The organism is Methylosinus sp. LW4 (assembly GCF_000379125.1).
Classification (GTDB): domain Bacteria; phylum Pseudomonadota; class Alphaproteobacteria; order Rhizobiales; family Beijerinckiaceae; genus Methylosinus.
In genome coordinates this window covers 436,211-452,986 of record NZ_KB900627.1, presented here as the reverse complement: position 1 = coordinate 452,986, position 16,776 = coordinate 436,211, and the positions used below count along the sequence as shown (strand labels likewise).

Sequence of the window (16,776 nt, the reverse complement as noted above, 5' to 3'; positions counted from 1 at the left end):
TCGGGTAGAAGATTCGTCAGGAGAAACGGCGGGTCTTCGCGACGTGCGCGCAGCGGCGAGACGAGGCGGCCCGCGCATGCGAGGGGATGAGAAACATGTCGTGGCGCAGCAAAGTCGTGTGGCGGGAAGGTCTTTTCTTGCGGCCGCATCATCTCCAGCAGAATGATCGCTATCTCGAGCGTGTCATCGAGAGCCGCACGCGGCATTCCAGCCCCTATCCTTGGGGATTTGCGCAGCTCGAGATCGACTCCGATCTCGCGCAGCAGAGCAAGATCGCGCTGCGAAAGGCGGCGGGCGTGATGCCGGACGGAACGCCCTTCGATATTCCGGGCGAAGGTCCGGCGCCCGCCTCTATCGAAGCGCCGGCGAAGGCGGCGGGCCTCACCGTTTGGCTGACCTTGCCCAACGCCTCGCCTAATTCGCGCGAGGTCGATTATCGCGCGAAAGATGTGGCGAGCCGTTTCATCGAGGGCGTCGAGACGATCATCGACTCGGTCGCCGAGATGCGCGACGAGGAGGAGATCGACGTCGCGCATCTGCGTCTCGAGCTGGAGCTCGCCCGCCGTCCGAAGCCGGGATATGATTGCCTCGCCGTGGCGCGTATTTTGGAGATACGCGACAAGGTCGTCATATTCGATCCCAATTTCGCGCCGCCGCTGCTCGTCTGCGCGGCGCATAGCGTCGTGATCGGATGGATCGATCGCGTGATCGGCTGCGTGGACGGCAAGCTCGAGGAGCTGGCGCGCTATGCCGCGGATCCGTCTTCCGGCGGCGGCATGCAGAGCGCCGATTATCTTTTGCTGCAGACGCTCAATCGCGCCGCGCCCTTGCTGCGCCATTTGCGGCAGTCGGGCTATACGCATCCCGAGCGGCTCTACACATCGCTCGTCTCGCTCGCCGGCGAGCTTGCGACATTCTGCTCGCAGGAGCGCCGCAGCCGAGTCTATCCGCCCTATGATCACGATGATCTCGAAAATGTCTTCGAGCCGATTCTGCGGGATCTGCAGGATTTTCTGAGCGCCCGGACCAGCCGGCGCGCACGGCGGCTGGAGCTGGTTCAGCGCGCGCCCAATGTCTATATCTCGCCGATCCGTGACCGCGCGCTGCTCGGCAATGCGACGCTGGTGCTGGAAGTGGCGAGCAATCGGCCGCCGTCGGAGATCGCGCAGCTCTTGCCGCAGCTGCTGAAGGTCGGGCCGAATAATCGGATGAACGATATCGTCTACGCCAATCTGCCGGGAATTTCGCTCGTGCATATGCCGACCCCGCCCGGCCAAATTCGCACGATCTCGCATCATGTCTATTTCTATCTGGATCGTCATTCGCCGCTCTGGCGGGAGTTCTCCGTCGCCGCCTCGATCGGGCTGCATTTTTCCGGCGACTGGCCGGAGCTCGAGCTCGAGCTATGGGCGATCGCGGAGGAGGCGCGGTGAGCGGCCGCTCGGCGGCGGTTTCCGCTACAGCCCTGGGCAGGGCTCGTCCAGCCATCTCGAGCCAGACTATTGCGGCTTACGATATAAAATTCTCGAAGCAACGGTTTTTCCAGCATCAAGAGGCGCTGGATGGGCCGATTTTCGACGCCGATCCTCCCCTTCTCCGATGAAAGAAATTTGACAAAAGCCCTGTCTTCGCCCGATAGGCAGAGGCTGCGGCCTCAGACTGTAGCCGAGCGTGCTACCCGGGTATTCCATTGAACCAACAACAACAAGCAAGTCCGGCTACCCTCGACGCTCCAGACGGCGCCCCGGACGCGAAAGGCCTGGCCCAGCGTATCGCTGCTTTGCGGGCCTGGGCGCATGAGCAGGGCTATTACAGCGTGCCCTTTTGGGAACAAGCGCTTCGCTGCCTGGAGCTGGTGGCGGCTCCTGCCCTCGCTTTCGCTCTGCTCGCGCAGGGCGGCCTCACCGCGGTGGTCGGAATGCTCGTTCTCGCGATGCATTATCCGAGGACGGCCTATCTCGGGCATGACGTCGCGCATAGCCAGTGGGGGCCTCGTGGCGAGATGAAGGCGCGCCTGAAGCTGCGGCTGATCGCGCTGGCTCAGGGCTTCGGCTCGACATGGTGGGTCGAGAAGCACGAGCTTCACCATGCCTTCCCGAACGCCTGCCGCGTCGAGGAGGATGGCAGCCGCACGCCGATCGACGGCGACATCGACTCGCCTCCTTGGCTGGTCTGGGACAAGTCGCTCGCGCCATACAATGACAAGGCGCGCCGCGCCGGGCTGGGGCGCGCGCTGTCTTTCTTTCTGCCGCGCTTTCAGGTTCCGCTGTTCTTCCCGATCCTCTCGGTCGCGCGCTTCAACTGGAGCTGGCAGAGCATAGAGGTCGCGGCCAAGAACAAGCAATGGTGGGAAGCGTCGCTCTGCGTCGCCCATTGGGTGTCGGGCTTCGCGCTCGCGGGACTGCTGACGCCGGGGCCGGCCTGGACCGGCTGGCTCTGGTTCCTCGGCGCCCAGCTTCTCGGCGGCTTCATCCTCGCCTTCGTCTTCGTGCTCAACCATACGGGCATGGAAGTCTATGACGCGAAGGAATCGAAGGGTTTCTATGACCGGCAGGCGCGCGCGACGCGCAACACGCCGAGCTCGCCCTTGCTCGATTGGCTGACCGGCGGCCTCAACAGCCAGATCGAGCACCATATGTTCCCCAGCCTGTCTCGCCGTCGCTTGACGAAAATGCGCGAGGCGACGAGAGCGGCGATGGAGGAGTGTGGCTACGCCTATGTCACGCTCAGCAATCGCGAGGCGATGCGCGCTGTGCTGTCCACGCTGGGCGAGGCCGCTTGGGCGTGAGGCGTTAGGCTTTTTTCCGCTTCGGGGAAGAGAAATCGAGGGCGCTATCCGATCCTGACGGCTCGGATAGCGCCTTTTTCGTCGGCGGCGGGCGGAAAGCCGCTGATCCGAAAGGGGCGTCTCGGCATTTGGCGCGCAAAATGCGTGGCGCGCGGCGTGGACCCCGATCTGTCGGGTCCGACGTCGAAAACCACAAGGAGCCGACCTTGCCCGTATTGCAAGAAACCCGCACCATCGTGACGCTGGCGCCCGCCAAGCCCACAGGATTGGCCGATCTGGGCGTCCCGCTGGACGACGCCAGTCAGGTCAAGAAGGGGCGCGCGCACGAGTTTCCGCAACTTCTGACGGATGGCGCGATCGGCCGCCGCTTCCAGGATCTCCGCGTCATCGGGATCAAGACCACCGAGGGGGGCGTCACTTCCGCCAAATTCGTGGTCCAGTTCGAGGCGTTCGGCGACAATACGGCCGCGCCGACCAATGGCGCTGGCGTGGAGGTGGTCCTCTTCGCGGGGACGGAGCCTCTGGCCAGCCTGTCCTTCGGCAATCTGTTCCTGCCCTACGCGAATTTCTGGTATCCGAACCGCTTCCTGCTCGAGGCGGCGGCGGCGGATTTCGATCGCGCCGATCGCCTGGAGTTCATCGCGAAGCCGGAGGAGGTTCGCGCCGTCTAGGCGAGAGGCAGGGCCGAGAGCCAAAATGGCGCAGGCATTGCTTTATGGGTGACCGCCATCGCCGCGTCTCTTCGCAGAGACGACGGTGGCGGATCCTCTCCCGCCGAATACACCCGAGCAGAGACGCATGAGCTATCCCCTCGTCAAGCGCGTGCAGAACCGGCTGTTCGGCGACATGCTGCGGATGATGCTGAGCGAGCGGGTATATTTCGACCTGACCCTCGAGGAAGGCCGAACCTTGTCGCGCAATTTCACCGCTCTCGCCTATGACTGGCGGCGGGCCGACATCATCTATCTGAGCCCGGTCGGCGGCGACGTCGAATTTTCGGCGACCGTCGGGCAAGACGGCGTTCTCGTGGAAACGGTGGAAGGACGCCGGCTCTTGTCCTGGGACGATGTGTCCGAGCTGGCCGAGCGGCTGGCGGTGGAGTGAGGCGGCGGCGCGGTTATCGATCGGCTCTGCGATCGCCTAGCCGTTTGCGTCGAGCGCACCCTCCACCAATTTGGCCGCCTCCACCAAATCGCCGTATCGCAGCTCATAGGCGGGAGTGGATTCGATGAAGCGGCAAATCTCGGCGATCTTCGCTTCGGTGACGGGAGCTTCGATATCCCTCGCCGATCCGAGCAATCGCGTGATCGTCTGCAGCGGCGTAAGCTCGGCGAGCGTCGCGGCCGTGTCGGGCGCGTAAGCCGGAAAGAGCATCATCGCCGGCGCGCAGGAGGAGCGCTCACTCGCGCTCGGCGCCACATAGCGCACGTCGCTTCCCTGGCGGCGCAGGATTGGACGGTCGGGAAGCTCGGGAAAGAGCCCTTCCAATATTTTCCAGGAACCCGATTTCAGCGAGAGCAGCGTCGGCAAAGGCCGCAGAGACCAGTCATGCGCCGATAGGCCGATGAGATCGTCGCCGAGATAGGAAAATCCATGGCCGGACAGATAGGCGACGAGCGTCGATTTGCCGGCGTCGCTCGAGCCGGGGACAAGAATGGCGCGCGCGTCACGGCTCACCGCCGCCGCGTGGAAATAGGCGAGAAGCTCGACGCCTGGATGCTCCCATCCGAGGAAGAGCTCGTTCATCCGCGCGATCAGCTCCGGCAATGTGTCGCCGATCCATCGGCTCTCGCCGTTCAGCGTCAGCCGATAGCCGTCGTCGGCGATCGATAGCCGCAGCTGCGCAGCCTCCGCGCTCGGCGTCGCGACTGCATGCGCGAAGCGCGCGAAATAGTCTCGGGTCAGCTCCGGCGCGCTCGAGACGATATGGACGTCATGCTCGCCGAAACGCCATGCGCCGCAGTCGATCTCATCGCCCTCGATGGAAGAGGCGTCCGACGTTTCGACATTCGCGTCGTCGAGCTCGGCGCAGATGGATTCGACATCGCTCGCGGCCTTATCCAGCGGCAAGTCGAAATGCTCTGCGAAAGCGCCCGCGATCTCCTCTTGCGCCACGCCTGCGCGCAGCAGGTCCAGCACCAGCTTCGTGGTCGCATTGATGATGACGAGGTGATCCATGGCGGGCGGATGGCGAATCCAACCGCCGCTCGATGAAAGGGAGTGGCTCTTTTCCGTTTCCACTGTCATCGTTCGCCATTCGAGATGCGCCGGCTCATTCGCTGACGAGCGTCGGCGGCGTGACAAGACAGTGATCGCTCGACGCGCCGAGGATCTCATCGATCGCCGTCATTCGAGCCCTGCCCGCGAATCGTTCGCGACGCGAGTCGAATGACGAGAATCCGTTTATCTTCGCTTTTGGAGCGCCGCCATTCGGGCGTTCACTTATCCAGGTCGGCTATCGCGGACGACTGCGAAGGCGCCATTGGCGATGGCGGGATCGATCTTCCGCGTTGCGATGAAGCGGCGACGGCGACGAGCGGCATGGGGCGCGCCGTCGCCGTCGCCGCTCATCGTGAACGTGGCTATGATCGCTCGTGCGCTTTCAGGCGGCTTCCGTTACGCCGTCGGCATGAGCGATCGGCGCGCGCGGCAGACGAGCGCCTATGACGAGCGCATAGATCGCGGGAATGACGATCAGCGTCAGCGCGGTCGAGGAGACCATGCCGCCGATCATCGGCGCCGCTATGCGCTGCATGACCTCCGAGCCGGCGCCGGAGCTCCAGAGGATCGGCAGCAGGCCGGCGATGATGGCCGTCACCGTCATCATCTTCGGACGCACGCGCTCGACGGCGCCGAGCATGATCGCCTCGTGAAGATCGGCGCGCGTCAGAACGCGGCCCTGCGCGGCGCACGCGGCGGCGATCTCGCGCAACGCCTGATCGAGATAGATCAGCATGACGACGCCGGTCTCGGCGGCGACGCCGGCGAGCGCGATGAAGCCGACCGCCGCGGCGACGGACATATCGAAGCTCATGAGCCACATCGCCCATACGCCGCCGACGAGCGCGAAAGGCAGCGACGCCATCACGATCAATGTGTCGGTCAAGCGGCGGAAGTTGAGATAGAGCAGCAGAAATATGATCGCGAGCGTCAGCGGCACGACGATCCGCATCCGCGCCTCGGCGCGCTGCATATATTCGAACTGCCCGCTCCAGGTGAGATAGGAGCCGGCGGGCAGCGCAATCGATTGCGCGACAGTCTTCTGCGCCTCGGCGACATAGGAGGCGAGATCGCGATCGCGCACATCGACGAAGACATAGACGGCGAGCTGGCCGTTCTCGGTGCGGATCGACGTCGGCCCGCGCGTCAGCTCGATCGTGGCCACCTCCCCCAGCGGCGTGGCGCCGCCGCGCGGCAGCGGCACGAGCACTTCCCGGCCGATCGTCTGCGGATCGGAGCGGAACTCGCGCGGATAGCGAATATTGACGCCATAGCGCTCGCGCCCTTCCACTGTCGTCGTCACCGTCTCGCCGCCGAGCGCGGTGGAGATCACCTCCTGCACATCGCCGATCATCAGATTATAGCGCGCGAGCGCCGGATGATCGGGGACGATATCGAGAAAATAGCCGCCATTGACGCGCTCGGCATAGGCGCTCGCCGTGCCGGGCACGCGCTTCAGCGCGGCCTCCACCTGACGCGCGAGACCTTCCATCTGCGCGAGATCGCGGCCGAAGATTTTCACGCCGATCGGCGTGCGTATGCCCGTCGCCAGCATGTCGACGCGCGCCTTGATCGGCATGGTCCAGGCGTTGGAGACGCCGGGAAATTGCAGCGCGGCGTCGAGCTCGGCGATGAGCTTGCGCGTCGTCAGTCCCGCACGCCATTGCTCTTTCGGCTTCAGCGCGATGATGGTCTCGAACATTTCGAGCGGCGCCGGATCGGTCGCCGTCGCCGCGCGGCCCGCCTTGCCATAGACGGATGCGACCTCGGGAAAGCTCTTGATGATGCGATCCTGCGTCTGCAGCAATTCTGCGGCCTTGGTGACGGAGAGGCCGGGCAGCGTCGTCGGCATGTAGAGCAAGGCGCCCTCGTCCAGCGTCGGCATGAACTCGCCGCCGAGCCGGCCTGCGGGGACGATCGTCACGAGCATGGCGACAATGGCGAGAAGGATCGTCGCCGTCTTCGCTCTCAGGACGCGCGCGATGATCGGACGATAGAGAAAGATCAAGGCGCGATTGATCGGATTCTTCGCTTCCGGCGTGATCTTCCCGCGCACGAAGACGACCATCAGCGCCGGAACCAGCGTCACCGAGAGCAGCGCCGCGGCGGCCATGGCGAAGGTCTTGGTATAGGCGAGCGGCGCGAACAGTCGGCCCTCCTGCGCCTCCAGCGTGAAGATCGGCAGGAAGGAGACGGTGATGACGAGCAGGCTGACGAAGAGCGCCGGCCCCACCTCGCTCGCCGCCTCGATCAATATGTCGAGCCGCGGCTTTTGCGGCGACGCGCGCTCCAAATGCTTATGCGCATTCTCGATCATGACGATCGCCGCATCGACCATTGCGCCAATTGCGATGGCGACGCCGCCGAGACTCATGATGTTGGAGCCGACGCCGATCGCCTTCATCGCCGCAAAGGCGATGAGCACGCCGATCGGCAGCATGAGGATCGCGACAATCGCGCTGCGCATATGCATCAGAAAGGCGGCGCAGACGATCGCGACGATGAGGCTCTCCTCGACGAGCGCCTTGCGCAAGGTCTCGATCGCCGCATGAATGAGCGGCGAGCGATCATAGACGGTCGCGATCTCGACGCCCTTGGGCAGGCCGGGCATGAGCCGGGCCAGCGCCGCCTTCACATTCTCGACCACGCTCAGCGCATTGGCGCCGTAACGCTGCAGCGCGATGCCGCTGGCGACCTCGCCTTCGCCGTCGAGCTCGGCGACGCCGCGGCGCTCGTCAGGCCCCAGCTCGACGCGGGCGACATCGCGCAGCAGCAGAGGCGTGCCATTCTCCGCGCGCAGGCCGATATGCTCTATATCGGCCGCGCTCTTCAAATAGCCGCGGCCGCGCACGATGAACTCGAATTCCGAGAGCTCGACCGTGCGTCCGCCGACATCCGTGTTGCTGGCGCGGATCGCCTCGCGCAGCTGCTTCAGCGAGACGCCCAGCGCGCGCAGCCGGTTGGGATCGACGACGACATTATATTGCTTCACGAAACCGCCGACGCTCGCAATCTCCGCCACGCCCTCCGCTTTCGAGAGGCCGTAGCGCAATGTCCAATCCTGCAGCGAGCGCAGCTCGGCCAGCGTCATTTCCTTGGCGATGAGCGCATATTGATAGACCCAGCCGACGCCGGTGGCGTCCGGCCCGAGCGTCGGCGTCACGCCTTGCGGCAGCTTCTTGCCGGCGGCGCTCAAATATTCCAGCACGCGCGAGCGCGCCCAATAGAGATCGACGCCATCCTCGAAGATCACATAGACGAAAGAGACGCCGAAGAAGGAGAAGCCGCGCACCACTTTCGAGCGCGGCACGGTCAGCATGGCGCTGGTCAGCGGATAAGTGACCTGATCCTCCACCACTTGCGGCGCCTGTCCCGGATATTCCGTGTAGACGATCGCCTGCACGTCGGAGAGATCGGGCAGCGCGTCGAGCGGCAATGTGCGCAGCGCATAGAGTCCCGCCGCCGCGGCGAAAACGGCGCCGATGAAAACGAGAACGAGATTGCGCGCCGACCAGGCGATCAGCCGGCCGATCATCGCGCCGTCTCCGCGCCGGCGAGAGTCTGCAGCGCCGCGCGCAAATTGCTTTCGGAGTCGATGAGAAAATTGGCCGCGGTCACCACGCGGTCGCTCTCGTCGAGCCCGCTCCTCACCTCGACAAAGCCCTCGCCGCGACGGCCGAGCGTCACCTCGCGCGGCTCGAAACGGCCATCGCCCTTGTCGAGCAGAACGAGCGCGCGCTTGCCGGTCTCGATCACCGCGCTTTCCGGCGCGGCGACGACGGCGTCCTGATCGCCGGAGCCGATCTGCGCCTCCACATACATATCGGGCCGCAAGGTCAGATCGGGATTGGGCAGCTCTATGCGCACGCGCGCCGTGCGCGTCTCGCGATTGATCTGCGGATAAATCGCCGTCACATGGCCGGCGAAGATGCGATCGGGAAGGCCGCGCGCTCTGATCTCGACAGGCTGGCCGAGGCGCAGCCGCGCATAATCATGCTCGGAGACATCCACCAGCGCCCAGACGACAGAGAGATCGGCGATGCGGAACAGCACTTGGCCGGCCTCGGCCTTCATTCCTTCGACAGCGTTGCGCTCGAGAATGAGCCCGTCGCGCGGCGCGGGCCAGGAGACGCTCGCCGGCACGCGCCGGCTCCGCGCGATCTCGGCGATGAATTCCGCCGGCGCGTTCAGCGTCTCGAGCTTACGGCGCACGCCCTCGAGCAGGCCGGGGTCGCCATTGCCGCGTGCGCCGGAGAAGGCGAGATAGTCGGCCGCCGCCGCCGCTATGGCCGGCGAATAGAGCCGCGCCAATGGCTGGCCCTTGGCGACGCGCGCGCCGGTCGTCGCCTCGAAGACTTTCTCGATGAAGGCCTCGGAGCGCGTCGCAACGACGGCGACGCGGCGCTCGTCGACCTGCACGGCGCCGGGCGCGCGAATCTCGGCGACGATCGGCTGGCGGCGCACAGGCTCCGAGCGCACGCCCGCGCGCTGGATTTTTCCCGGCGCGATGCGGAGGCCGCCATCGGCCTCGACATCATCGCCCTCATAGACGGGCGTGTAATCCATGCCCATCGAATCCTTCTTCGGCGTCGCCGACACATCCGACAGGCCCATAGGATTGCGGTAGTAGAGGATGCGTTTCCCGCGCGGCGCGGCGGCGAGCTTCGTCAGTATGGCGCGCAGATCGGCGGGACGGACCGGCAGGAAGTCCATCCCCATTCCGTCCTTGCGCGGCGCGGCGGAAATCGCGTCGCCGCCCATGGGATCGCGAAAGAAGAGCGGCTCCTCGCTCGCGGCGGCCAGCGGATCGGGGAGCTTGGCGACGAAAGGCGTGAGCTGCGAACGGCGCACCGGCAGGAAGTCCATTCCCATTTCGTCCTTGCGCGGCTGGCGCGAGATCTCCGTCCCGCCCATCGGATCGCGATAGAACAAAATGGGATCGTCGAGCGCGACGGTCCGAGTCGAATGTTCGGACCCCGCGGCGTCGCTATGGGAAGCGTCGGAATGGGAGGCGTGAAGCACGGATGCGGTCACGCTCGCGGCGAGCGCGAGCGCGCCGAAAATAGGCGCATAAGGAGGCATGTTCTCGATCTCCGGCCGGCGTTGCGGCGGATGGCGGTGAAGCGGCGTGGCCGTTCCGTCGCGCGAGCGGCGGAGCCGGCGATTGCGGCTTCAGGCGATCGGAGGTCGAAGCTCTGGAGAGCCGGTCAGTGAGGCGGGATCGGCGTCGCTCGCCGCGATAGGCCGCCCCTTCGCCATGGCGGCGGGGATGAGGAAGAAGGATTCGTTCGGCGCCGCGCCGATCGAAATCTGCGCGCAGGACACGGCCGCGCAGTCATCCGCGGCGACCGAGCCGCGATCCCCGGCCGCCTTGTGGCAATCCTCCATGGAAGCGGCGCTCATGCCCTCGCATCCGTGACCGGCGCGCGCCAACGGCGCGGCTCCGAGGAGCAGCGACGCCAATGCGAGCACGGGGATGAGCGCGCGGAGGAAAGGGATCATACGCTATATCTATCATCGCCGACCAAAGCGGTAAACCCGGTCTTGTTCGGGCGCTAGCGGCGCGATCTTTCCCTCTTCGCGACGCAGGATCGACCGAGCGGCGGCCGGCTTCGCCGTCGCGAGCTTGGGCGGAAAGACGTCATAACGCCCGCCGGCTTTTCGCGCCGATGACGACAGTGGCCGTGCGCCCGGCGATCATGACCACGTCGCCGGCGGCCGGATCGAGCGCGATGCGCACCGGTATGCGCTGCGCGAGCCGCACCCAGCTGAATGTCGGATTGACATTCGGCAGCATCGTCGTTCCGGCGCTGCGCTCGCGATCCTCTATGCCGCCCGCTATTCCTTCGACGCGTCCGTAGATCGTCCTGGTCTCGCCCATCAGATGAATCTCCGCGCGGTCGCCGAGGTGAATCATCGGCAGCTTGGTCTCCTCGAAATAGCCGTCGACATAGAGGCTCTCGGAGTCGATCAGCGCCGCGACGCCCTTGCCGGCCGTCACATAGACTCCCGGCCTCAGGTCGAAATTCGTCAAAGGTCCGCTGACGGAAGCGCGCACTTCCGATCGATCCAGGTTCAATCGGGCGAGATCGCGGTCGGCCGCCGCCTGCCGCAACGCCGCCTGGGCTTGGGCGTGAGCGGAGATCGCCGCATCGAGCTGCTGCTTGGAGACGGCGATCGTCTTCGTCGCCTCGAGAGCGCGATAGCGCGCGAGATCCTTCGTCGCGGCGTCGAGCGCGGCGGCGCGCCCCTCGAGACTCGCCTCGGCCTGGCGCAGGGCGAGCACGAATCGCTCCCGATCGATGCGGAACAGCGCCTCGCCTTTGCGCACGAATTGGTCGTCGTGAACGAGCACCTCGCTGACGAGTCCCGACACATCGGCGGCGACGGCGACGACATCCGCGCGCACGCGCCCGTCCCTTGTCCAGGGCTCTGTTTCGTAATGATCCCAAAGGCGCCAGAGGACGAAGCCAGCCGCGAGGGCGAGCGCCGACGTCGTCGCGATGCGAAGAAGGGTGAGCAATTTGGTTTTCACAGCCGTTCCGTGGACAAGAGAAGCACGCAAGCGCCGAGCAGGCAGACGAACATGGCGAAGTTGAACAAGGCCGGGTGCCAGACGAAGCGGTAGAAGCCGATGGTCTCGAGCCCTCGCTTGATCACGGTCTCCAAGAGGAAAGCGACGAGCGAGAAGGCGAGCAGCGATGATACGAACACGCCGAAGATGCTGATTTCTCCATTCATGCGACTTTCGCCTCCGACAAGGATGGTTCGGGCGGCGGCTCCGCGGCGAAGAGGCAGCGGCGCAGGCCGACCAGAGTGAGCAGAAGGCGCGCGTCGCCCGCCTCTCGCGCCATCGCCATCGCGCGATCGACCGCATGCAGAGCGGTCGGAGAGGGCGTCGGCGCGCCAGCGAGGAAAGAGCGCGACAAATGCCTCAGCAATGCGTCGATCCGTCTGCGGCGAGAGCCGGCGAGCGCGTTGCGCGAGCGGCGCGCATCGAGAATGTTCAGCCCGGTTCTCAAATCCCGCAGCGCATCCGGCAATTTGCCGTCGACGGCATGGGCGATGGGCGCGAGCAGGAACAGACGGTCGAGCATCAGGCCCATCAGGCGCACTTCGTTTCCGGCGTGCAGGTCGGCCGCGCGAATGAGCGCGGCGCGATTGGCGCGCGCATAGCGGCGCGCGCGCCATTGCGCCCCCGCGCGGCGGATCAAGGCCGTCGTGATCGCCGTCAGCGCCATGCCGGCGCACATTGCGAGGCTTGTATTCACGAAATTCTCGGCGTCGGCGGAATAGAGCTCCTGCACGGCCATTGCGGTCGGCGTGACGATGGCGAGCGGCAGGCCGATGCGGAAGGTCTGCGGCGACGCGATGAGCAAGCCGAAGGTCAGGTAGACGGGAGCGAGCGCCAGCGTCAGCGTCTCGAAATTATGCGTGTGCGGCAAGACGGCGAAGAGATAGACGCCGGCGATCGACGTGGCGACGATGGTCCATTTGGCGAAGCCGGCGATCGATGGAGTGGGGTCGTCCTGGGATGCGTAGAGGCTCCCGACGATCGCTCCCATCATTGCGGCGACGGAGCCTTCCGGCCAGGATGTGGCGATCCAGAACAGGCAACAGGCGAAAATTGCGCAGGCGAGCGCGAAGCCGGCATGCAGGGCCGCGCCATGGTCGAGGTGACGGACGCGCGCGACGCGCGATTCCACCGTCAGACGCAAGGCCGCCGGCCGCTCCGTTGGGTCGGCGAGCGCTTTCGTCAGCTCGTCGCAGTCGAACAGTATGTCGAGCAGCTCGACGAGCCGCTGGCAGAGGCTCGCCTCGACGAGCGCGGGCCAGTCGGCGTCCATGCTCGGCGAGGCCGCCGCCTCGAGCGCGCGTCGAAGCTCGGCGGTCTGCGCGTCTTCGGCTCCGACGACCGCGGCGCAGGTATCCGCGACCAGCGCGCGAAGGCGCTCCGAGGCGCCGCCGAGGTCGGCGAGCGCGTCGAGCCGATCGGCGATCCCCGAGAGTGTGGGAAACAGCAGGAGCACGCGCGGCACGATTCGGTGAATGCGGTCGAGCGATCGGCGCTCGGCCGCCGCGTCGAAGGCGAGATGGGCGGCGAGCGTCTCGATCTCCGCCACATCGGCCACGAGGCGGAGCCAATGGGCGTCGTTCGGCGCATTTTTTTTCAGGTCGAGCGCATCGGCGGCGGCGGCGCGCGCGTGCTGCAGCAAGGCGTCCAGCCTTTCGGCGACGACCGGCGCGACGGAGCGCGGGAAGACCAGGCTCGACACCAGCGCGGCGCAGGCGATGCCGACGAGGATCTCCTCGGTGCGCGACAAAGCGAGATCGAAGATCGTCTCCGGCGCGTCGACGGCGGGAAAGCCGACGATCGCCGCCGTATAGCCGGCGAGCATGAACACATAGCCGCGCGGCGTGCGATCGAGCAGCGCGAGATAGAGGCAAAAGCCCGACCAGATGGACATTGCGAGCGCCAGCGCGAGCGGGGCGCCGACGAGATTGGGAACCATCAGCACCGCCCCCGCGGCCCCGATGAACGTGCCCGCGGCCCGATAGACGGCCTTGGACAGCGTCGCGCCGGAGAGCGGCTGCGAGGCGATATAGACCGACGCCAGCGCCCAATAGGGGCGCGGCAGATCGAGCCAGAAGCTGACGGCGAGCGCCAGCGTGGCGGCGCCGAAGGTCTTGACCGAGAACAGCCAGTGGCTCGAGCCGAAAAAGGTCATCGAAAGGGTTCCGGGCGGGGCCGCCGCCGCAGCGAAGCGCTTGCGTTCGGCCGGGCTTTCGTTAAAAATGACCACTCAGTCATTTTATGTCAAGCCGTGATCCGAACGAGAGACGCGAGAAGATGGCGAAACGCCCCACCGACGCCGTGAAGAGTGTGGAGCCCCGGCGAGCCGGTCGAGGGCCGAGCTTGGAGAAAACCGCGCAGACGCGCCGCGTGATCGTCGACGCCGCGCTCGGCGAGTTCCTCGAGAAAGGCTACGCCGACACGACGATGGACGGCGTCGCGCGGCGCGCGGGCGTCGCCAAAGGCACGCCCTATCGCTACTTCCCGGCCAAGGAAGCGCTGTTCGAGGCCGTGGTGCGGGAGAAGATCGCAGGCGCGCTGATCGACGCCGACCCCGCCAATCGTCATCCCGACGAGCCGGTCTCGGCATTCATGCGGCGCACCATGCTCGTGTCGATACGAGAGATCGAGCGCAATGGCCGCGCCGCTATCGCCCGGCTCGTGCTCGTCGAGGGCGCGCGATTTCCCGAGATGACGGAGATCTATCGACGCGTGATGTTCGAGCCGTTGCTGAATCAGATCCGCGCTCTGGCCGCGACCGCGCGCGCGAGAGGAGAGCTGCGCCGGCCCGAGCTCGAGGACTATCCGCATCTGCTGATCGCGCCCATCTGGTTCGCGATCATTCACAATGGTCTGCTCGACCGCGCCCATCCTCTGGACATCGGCGATCTGTTCGAAGCGCATCTCGATCTCGTTTTCGACGCGTGAAGCGGCGCGACATCGCGCGCCCGTCTGTCGGCCCTTCTTCTCATTTTGAAATTTTCACGCGTCGAGCAGAGGCCGTCCTGCGGCTCGATCGTCCGACGACGGCCGAAGCTGTCGCAATATTGCGACAATCGTGAGCGCGTCGCTCTTTCATGATCTGGCGCGCGACATTCATTCGATGAATATCGATCCTCGAGCGGCGTCGCATGCGGCCGCTGCATGAGCGCGCGGCGGGCGGCGAACGGCTTCCCGGGCTCGACGCCGTCCGTCGCGCATGACGCGCAAGCGAGAAAACAACTGGCTGCGGAGGAAATAAAATGAAGATGAAGAAGCTTCGATTGTCGATGTCGGTCGGCGCGCTCGCGCTCGCGACCAGCGGCGCCTTCGCGGACGCATTGCTCGACCTGCAGAAGGATCCGCGGCAATGGGTGTCGCCGACAGGCGATTACGCCAATCTTCGGCATTCGGCTTTGAAGCAGATCACCACGGCGAATGTGCACAAGCTCGCGGTCGACTGGCAATTCTCGACGGGAGTCTTGCGCGGGCACGAGGGCGCTCCGCTCGTCATTCACGATGTGACCATTCCCGCCGTCGCCGACAAGGACGGCAAGACGACGAAGGCCGCCTATGTCACCGATGTGATGTATCTGCACACGCCGTTTCCCAATAATGTCTATGCGCTCGATCTGCGAGATCCCGATCACAAGGTGCTCTGGAAATACGCGCCGCAGCAGGACGCCTCGGTCGTTCCGGTGATGTGTTGCGACACGGTCAATCGCGGCCTCGCCTATGGCGATGGCAAGATTTTCCTCGCTCAGGCCGATACGACTCTCGTCGCGCTCGACGCCGCGACGGGCGCGTCGTCTGGCGAGGGCAAGGACAAGCCGATCTGGTCCGTCAAATTCGGCGATCCCGCGAAGGGCGAGACCTCCACGGCCGCGCCGCATGTGTTCAAGGACAAGGTGCTCGTCGGCAACGCCGGCGGCGAATATGGCGTGCGCGGCCATATCTCCGCTTATGACGTGAAGACCGGCGCGCTGCTCTGGCGCGGCTATTCGACCGGGCCGGACGAGGACACATTGATCGATCCTGAAAAGACGACGCATCTCGGCAAGCCGGTGGGCAAGGACTCCGGGATCAACACTTGGAAGGGGGATCAGTGGAAGCTCGGCGGAGGCACGACATGGGGCTGGTACAGCTACGACCCCGAGCTCAATCTCGTCTATTATGGTTCCGGCAATCCCTCGACGTGGAATCCGATACAGCGTCCGGGCGACAATCGCTGGTCGATGACGCTCTGGGCGCGCGATCTCGACACGGGCAAGGCGAGATGGGTCTATCAGACGACGCCGCACGACCAATGGGATTATGACGCGGTCAACGAGCTGCTGCTCGTCGATCAGGAGATCGACGGAAAGAAGCGCAAGACCGCCGTTCACTTCGATCGCAATGGATTCGGCTACACGCTCGATCGCGTCAATGGCGAATTGCTCGTCGCCGCGAAATTCGATCCAGCCGTCAATTGGGCGACGAAGATCGATCTCGACAAATCATCGATGACCTATGGTCGTCCGATTCTCGACGAACGCTTCTCGACCGAGGCGCATGGCGAGGACGAGACGACGCGCGGCGCCTGTCCGACGACGCTCGGCTCCAAGGACGAGCAGCCCGCGAGCTATGATCCGAGCACGGGGCTCTTTCTCGTGCCGACCAATCACGTCTGCATGGATTTCGAGCCGTTCCGAGTGAGCTATTCGGCCGGCCAGCCCTATGTCGGCGCGACGGTCGAAATGTTCCCCGCCGATCGCGACAAGGGCGAGACGCATACTGGCAATTTCATCGCCTGGGACGCCAAGACCGGCAAGATCGTGTGGGCGAACAAGGAGCAGTTCTCGGTCTGGTCGGGCGCGGTCACGACGGATGGCGGCGTGACCTTCTACGGCACGCTCGAGGGCTATCTGAAGGCCGTCGACACGAAGACGGGCAAGGAGCTGTTCCGGCGCAAGACGCCCTCCGGCATCATCGGCAATGTGATCACCTATGAGGTCGGCGGAAAGCAATATGTCGCCGTGCTATCGGGCGTCGGCGGCTGGGCCGGCATCGGCCTCGCGGCGGGACTGACGAAGAGCAGCGACGGTCTCGGCGCCGTGGGCAATTATCGCAGCCTGTCGAACTATACGGCGCTCGGCGGCGTGCTCACAGTGTTCGCTTTGCCGGAATGAGCGATTGCGGGCGGCGCGCATCCTCGATGGCGCGCCGCCCGCTTCGG

At 65.3% G+C, this 16,776-nt stretch carries 13 protein-coding genes; 6 read left to right on the top strand and 7 right to left on the bottom strand.

The genetic code is table 11. The features are described 5' to 3' along the window. Positions 1-95: 95 nt before the first annotated feature. The 4 genes from tssK to METLW4_RS0121675 all read left to right on the top strand — a co-directional run bounded on the left by tssK (position 96) and on the right by METLW4_RS0121675 (position 3,892). The gene (tssK, locus tag METLW4_RS0121690; protein ID WP_018268339.1) at positions 96-1,433 is read left to right on the top strand and encodes a type VI secretion system baseplate subunit TssK; all 1,338 of its coding nucleotides are present in this window, start codon (positions 96-98) and stop codon (positions 1,431-1,433) included. Between the two features lie 257 nt (positions 1,434-1,690). Next, complete coding sequence (locus METLW4_RS0121685; protein WP_157235574.1) at positions 1,691-2,788, top strand: fatty acid desaturase; 1,098 nt, start codon at positions 1,691-1,693, stop codon at positions 2,786-2,788. 206 nt (positions 2,789-2,994) lie between these two features. Then, the gene (locus METLW4_RS0121680) at positions 2,995-3,459 is read left to right on the top strand and encodes a hypothetical protein (protein WP_026191721.1); all 465 of its coding nucleotides are present in this window, start codon (positions 2,995-2,997) and stop codon (positions 3,457-3,459) included. Positions 3,460-3,586: 127 nt separating this feature from the next. After that, positions 3,587-3,892, top strand: coding sequence for a hypothetical protein (locus tag METLW4_RS0121675; protein WP_018268336.1), 306 nt, complete (start codon positions 3,587-3,589; stop codon positions 3,890-3,892). 36 nt (positions 3,893-3,928) lie between these two features. On the opposite strand, the gene METLW4_RS0121670 is transcribed toward METLW4_RS0121675, so the two are convergent. From METLW4_RS0121670 to METLW4_RS0121630, 7 genes are all read right to left on the bottom strand, one after another. Then, the gene (locus METLW4_RS0121670; protein ID WP_157235573.1) at positions 3,929-5,035 is read right to left on the bottom strand and encodes a PqqD family protein; all 1,107 of its coding nucleotides are present in this window, start codon (positions 5,033-5,035) and stop codon (positions 3,929-3,931) included. 355 nt (positions 5,036-5,390) lie between these two features. Further along, the gene (locus tag METLW4_RS0121655; protein ID WP_018268332.1) at positions 5,391-8,543 is read right to left on the bottom strand and encodes an efflux RND transporter permease subunit; all 3,153 of its coding nucleotides are present in this window, start codon (positions 8,541-8,543) and stop codon (positions 5,391-5,393) included. Continuing rightward, positions 8,540-10,090, bottom strand: a complete 1,551-nt coding sequence (locus METLW4_RS0121650; protein WP_018268331.1) for an efflux RND transporter periplasmic adaptor subunit — start codon at positions 10,088-10,090, stop codon at positions 8,540-8,542. The genes METLW4_RS0121655 and METLW4_RS0121650 overlap by 4 nt, the downstream gene beginning before the upstream one ends. 90 nt (positions 10,091-10,180) lie before the next feature. Beyond that, positions 10,181-10,510: a hypothetical protein gene (locus METLW4_RS0121645; protein WP_018268330.1), complete on the bottom strand. Its 330-nt coding sequence runs from the start codon at positions 10,508-10,510 to the stop codon at positions 10,181-10,183. 139 nt (positions 10,511-10,649) lie between these two features. Next, positions 10,650-11,543 (bottom strand): efflux RND transporter periplasmic adaptor subunit, encoded by an 894-nt coding sequence (locus METLW4_RS0121640; RefSeq protein ID WP_018268329.1) that lies wholly within the window; start codon positions 11,541-11,543, stop codon positions 10,650-10,652. Continuing rightward, positions 11,540-11,749 (bottom strand): DUF1656 domain-containing protein, encoded by a 210-nt coding sequence (locus METLW4_RS27430; protein WP_018268328.1) that lies wholly within the window; start codon positions 11,747-11,749, stop codon positions 11,540-11,542. Before METLW4_RS27430 ends, METLW4_RS0121640 begins: the two co-directional genes overlap by 4 nt. Then, positions 11,746-13,737 (bottom strand): FUSC family protein, encoded by a 1,992-nt coding sequence (locus tag METLW4_RS0121630; protein WP_018268327.1) that lies wholly within the window; start codon positions 13,735-13,737, stop codon positions 11,746-11,748. Before METLW4_RS0121630 ends, METLW4_RS27430 begins: the two co-directional genes overlap by 4 nt. A 188-nt stretch (positions 13,738-13,925) precedes the next feature. On the opposite strand from METLW4_RS0121630, the gene METLW4_RS0121625 reads away from it, so the two are divergent. Next, a complete protein-coding gene (locus METLW4_RS0121625; RefSeq protein ID WP_018268326.1) occupies positions 13,926-14,510 on the top strand; it encodes a TetR/AcrR family transcriptional regulator in 585 nt (194 codons plus the stop codon). Positions 14,511-14,830: 320 nt separating this feature from the next. Then, positions 14,831-16,729 (top strand): methanol/ethanol family PQQ-dependent dehydrogenase, encoded by a 1,899-nt coding sequence (locus METLW4_RS0121610; protein WP_026191718.1) that lies wholly within the window; start codon positions 14,831-14,833, stop codon positions 16,727-16,729. Positions 16,730-16,776: the final 47 nt, after the last annotated feature.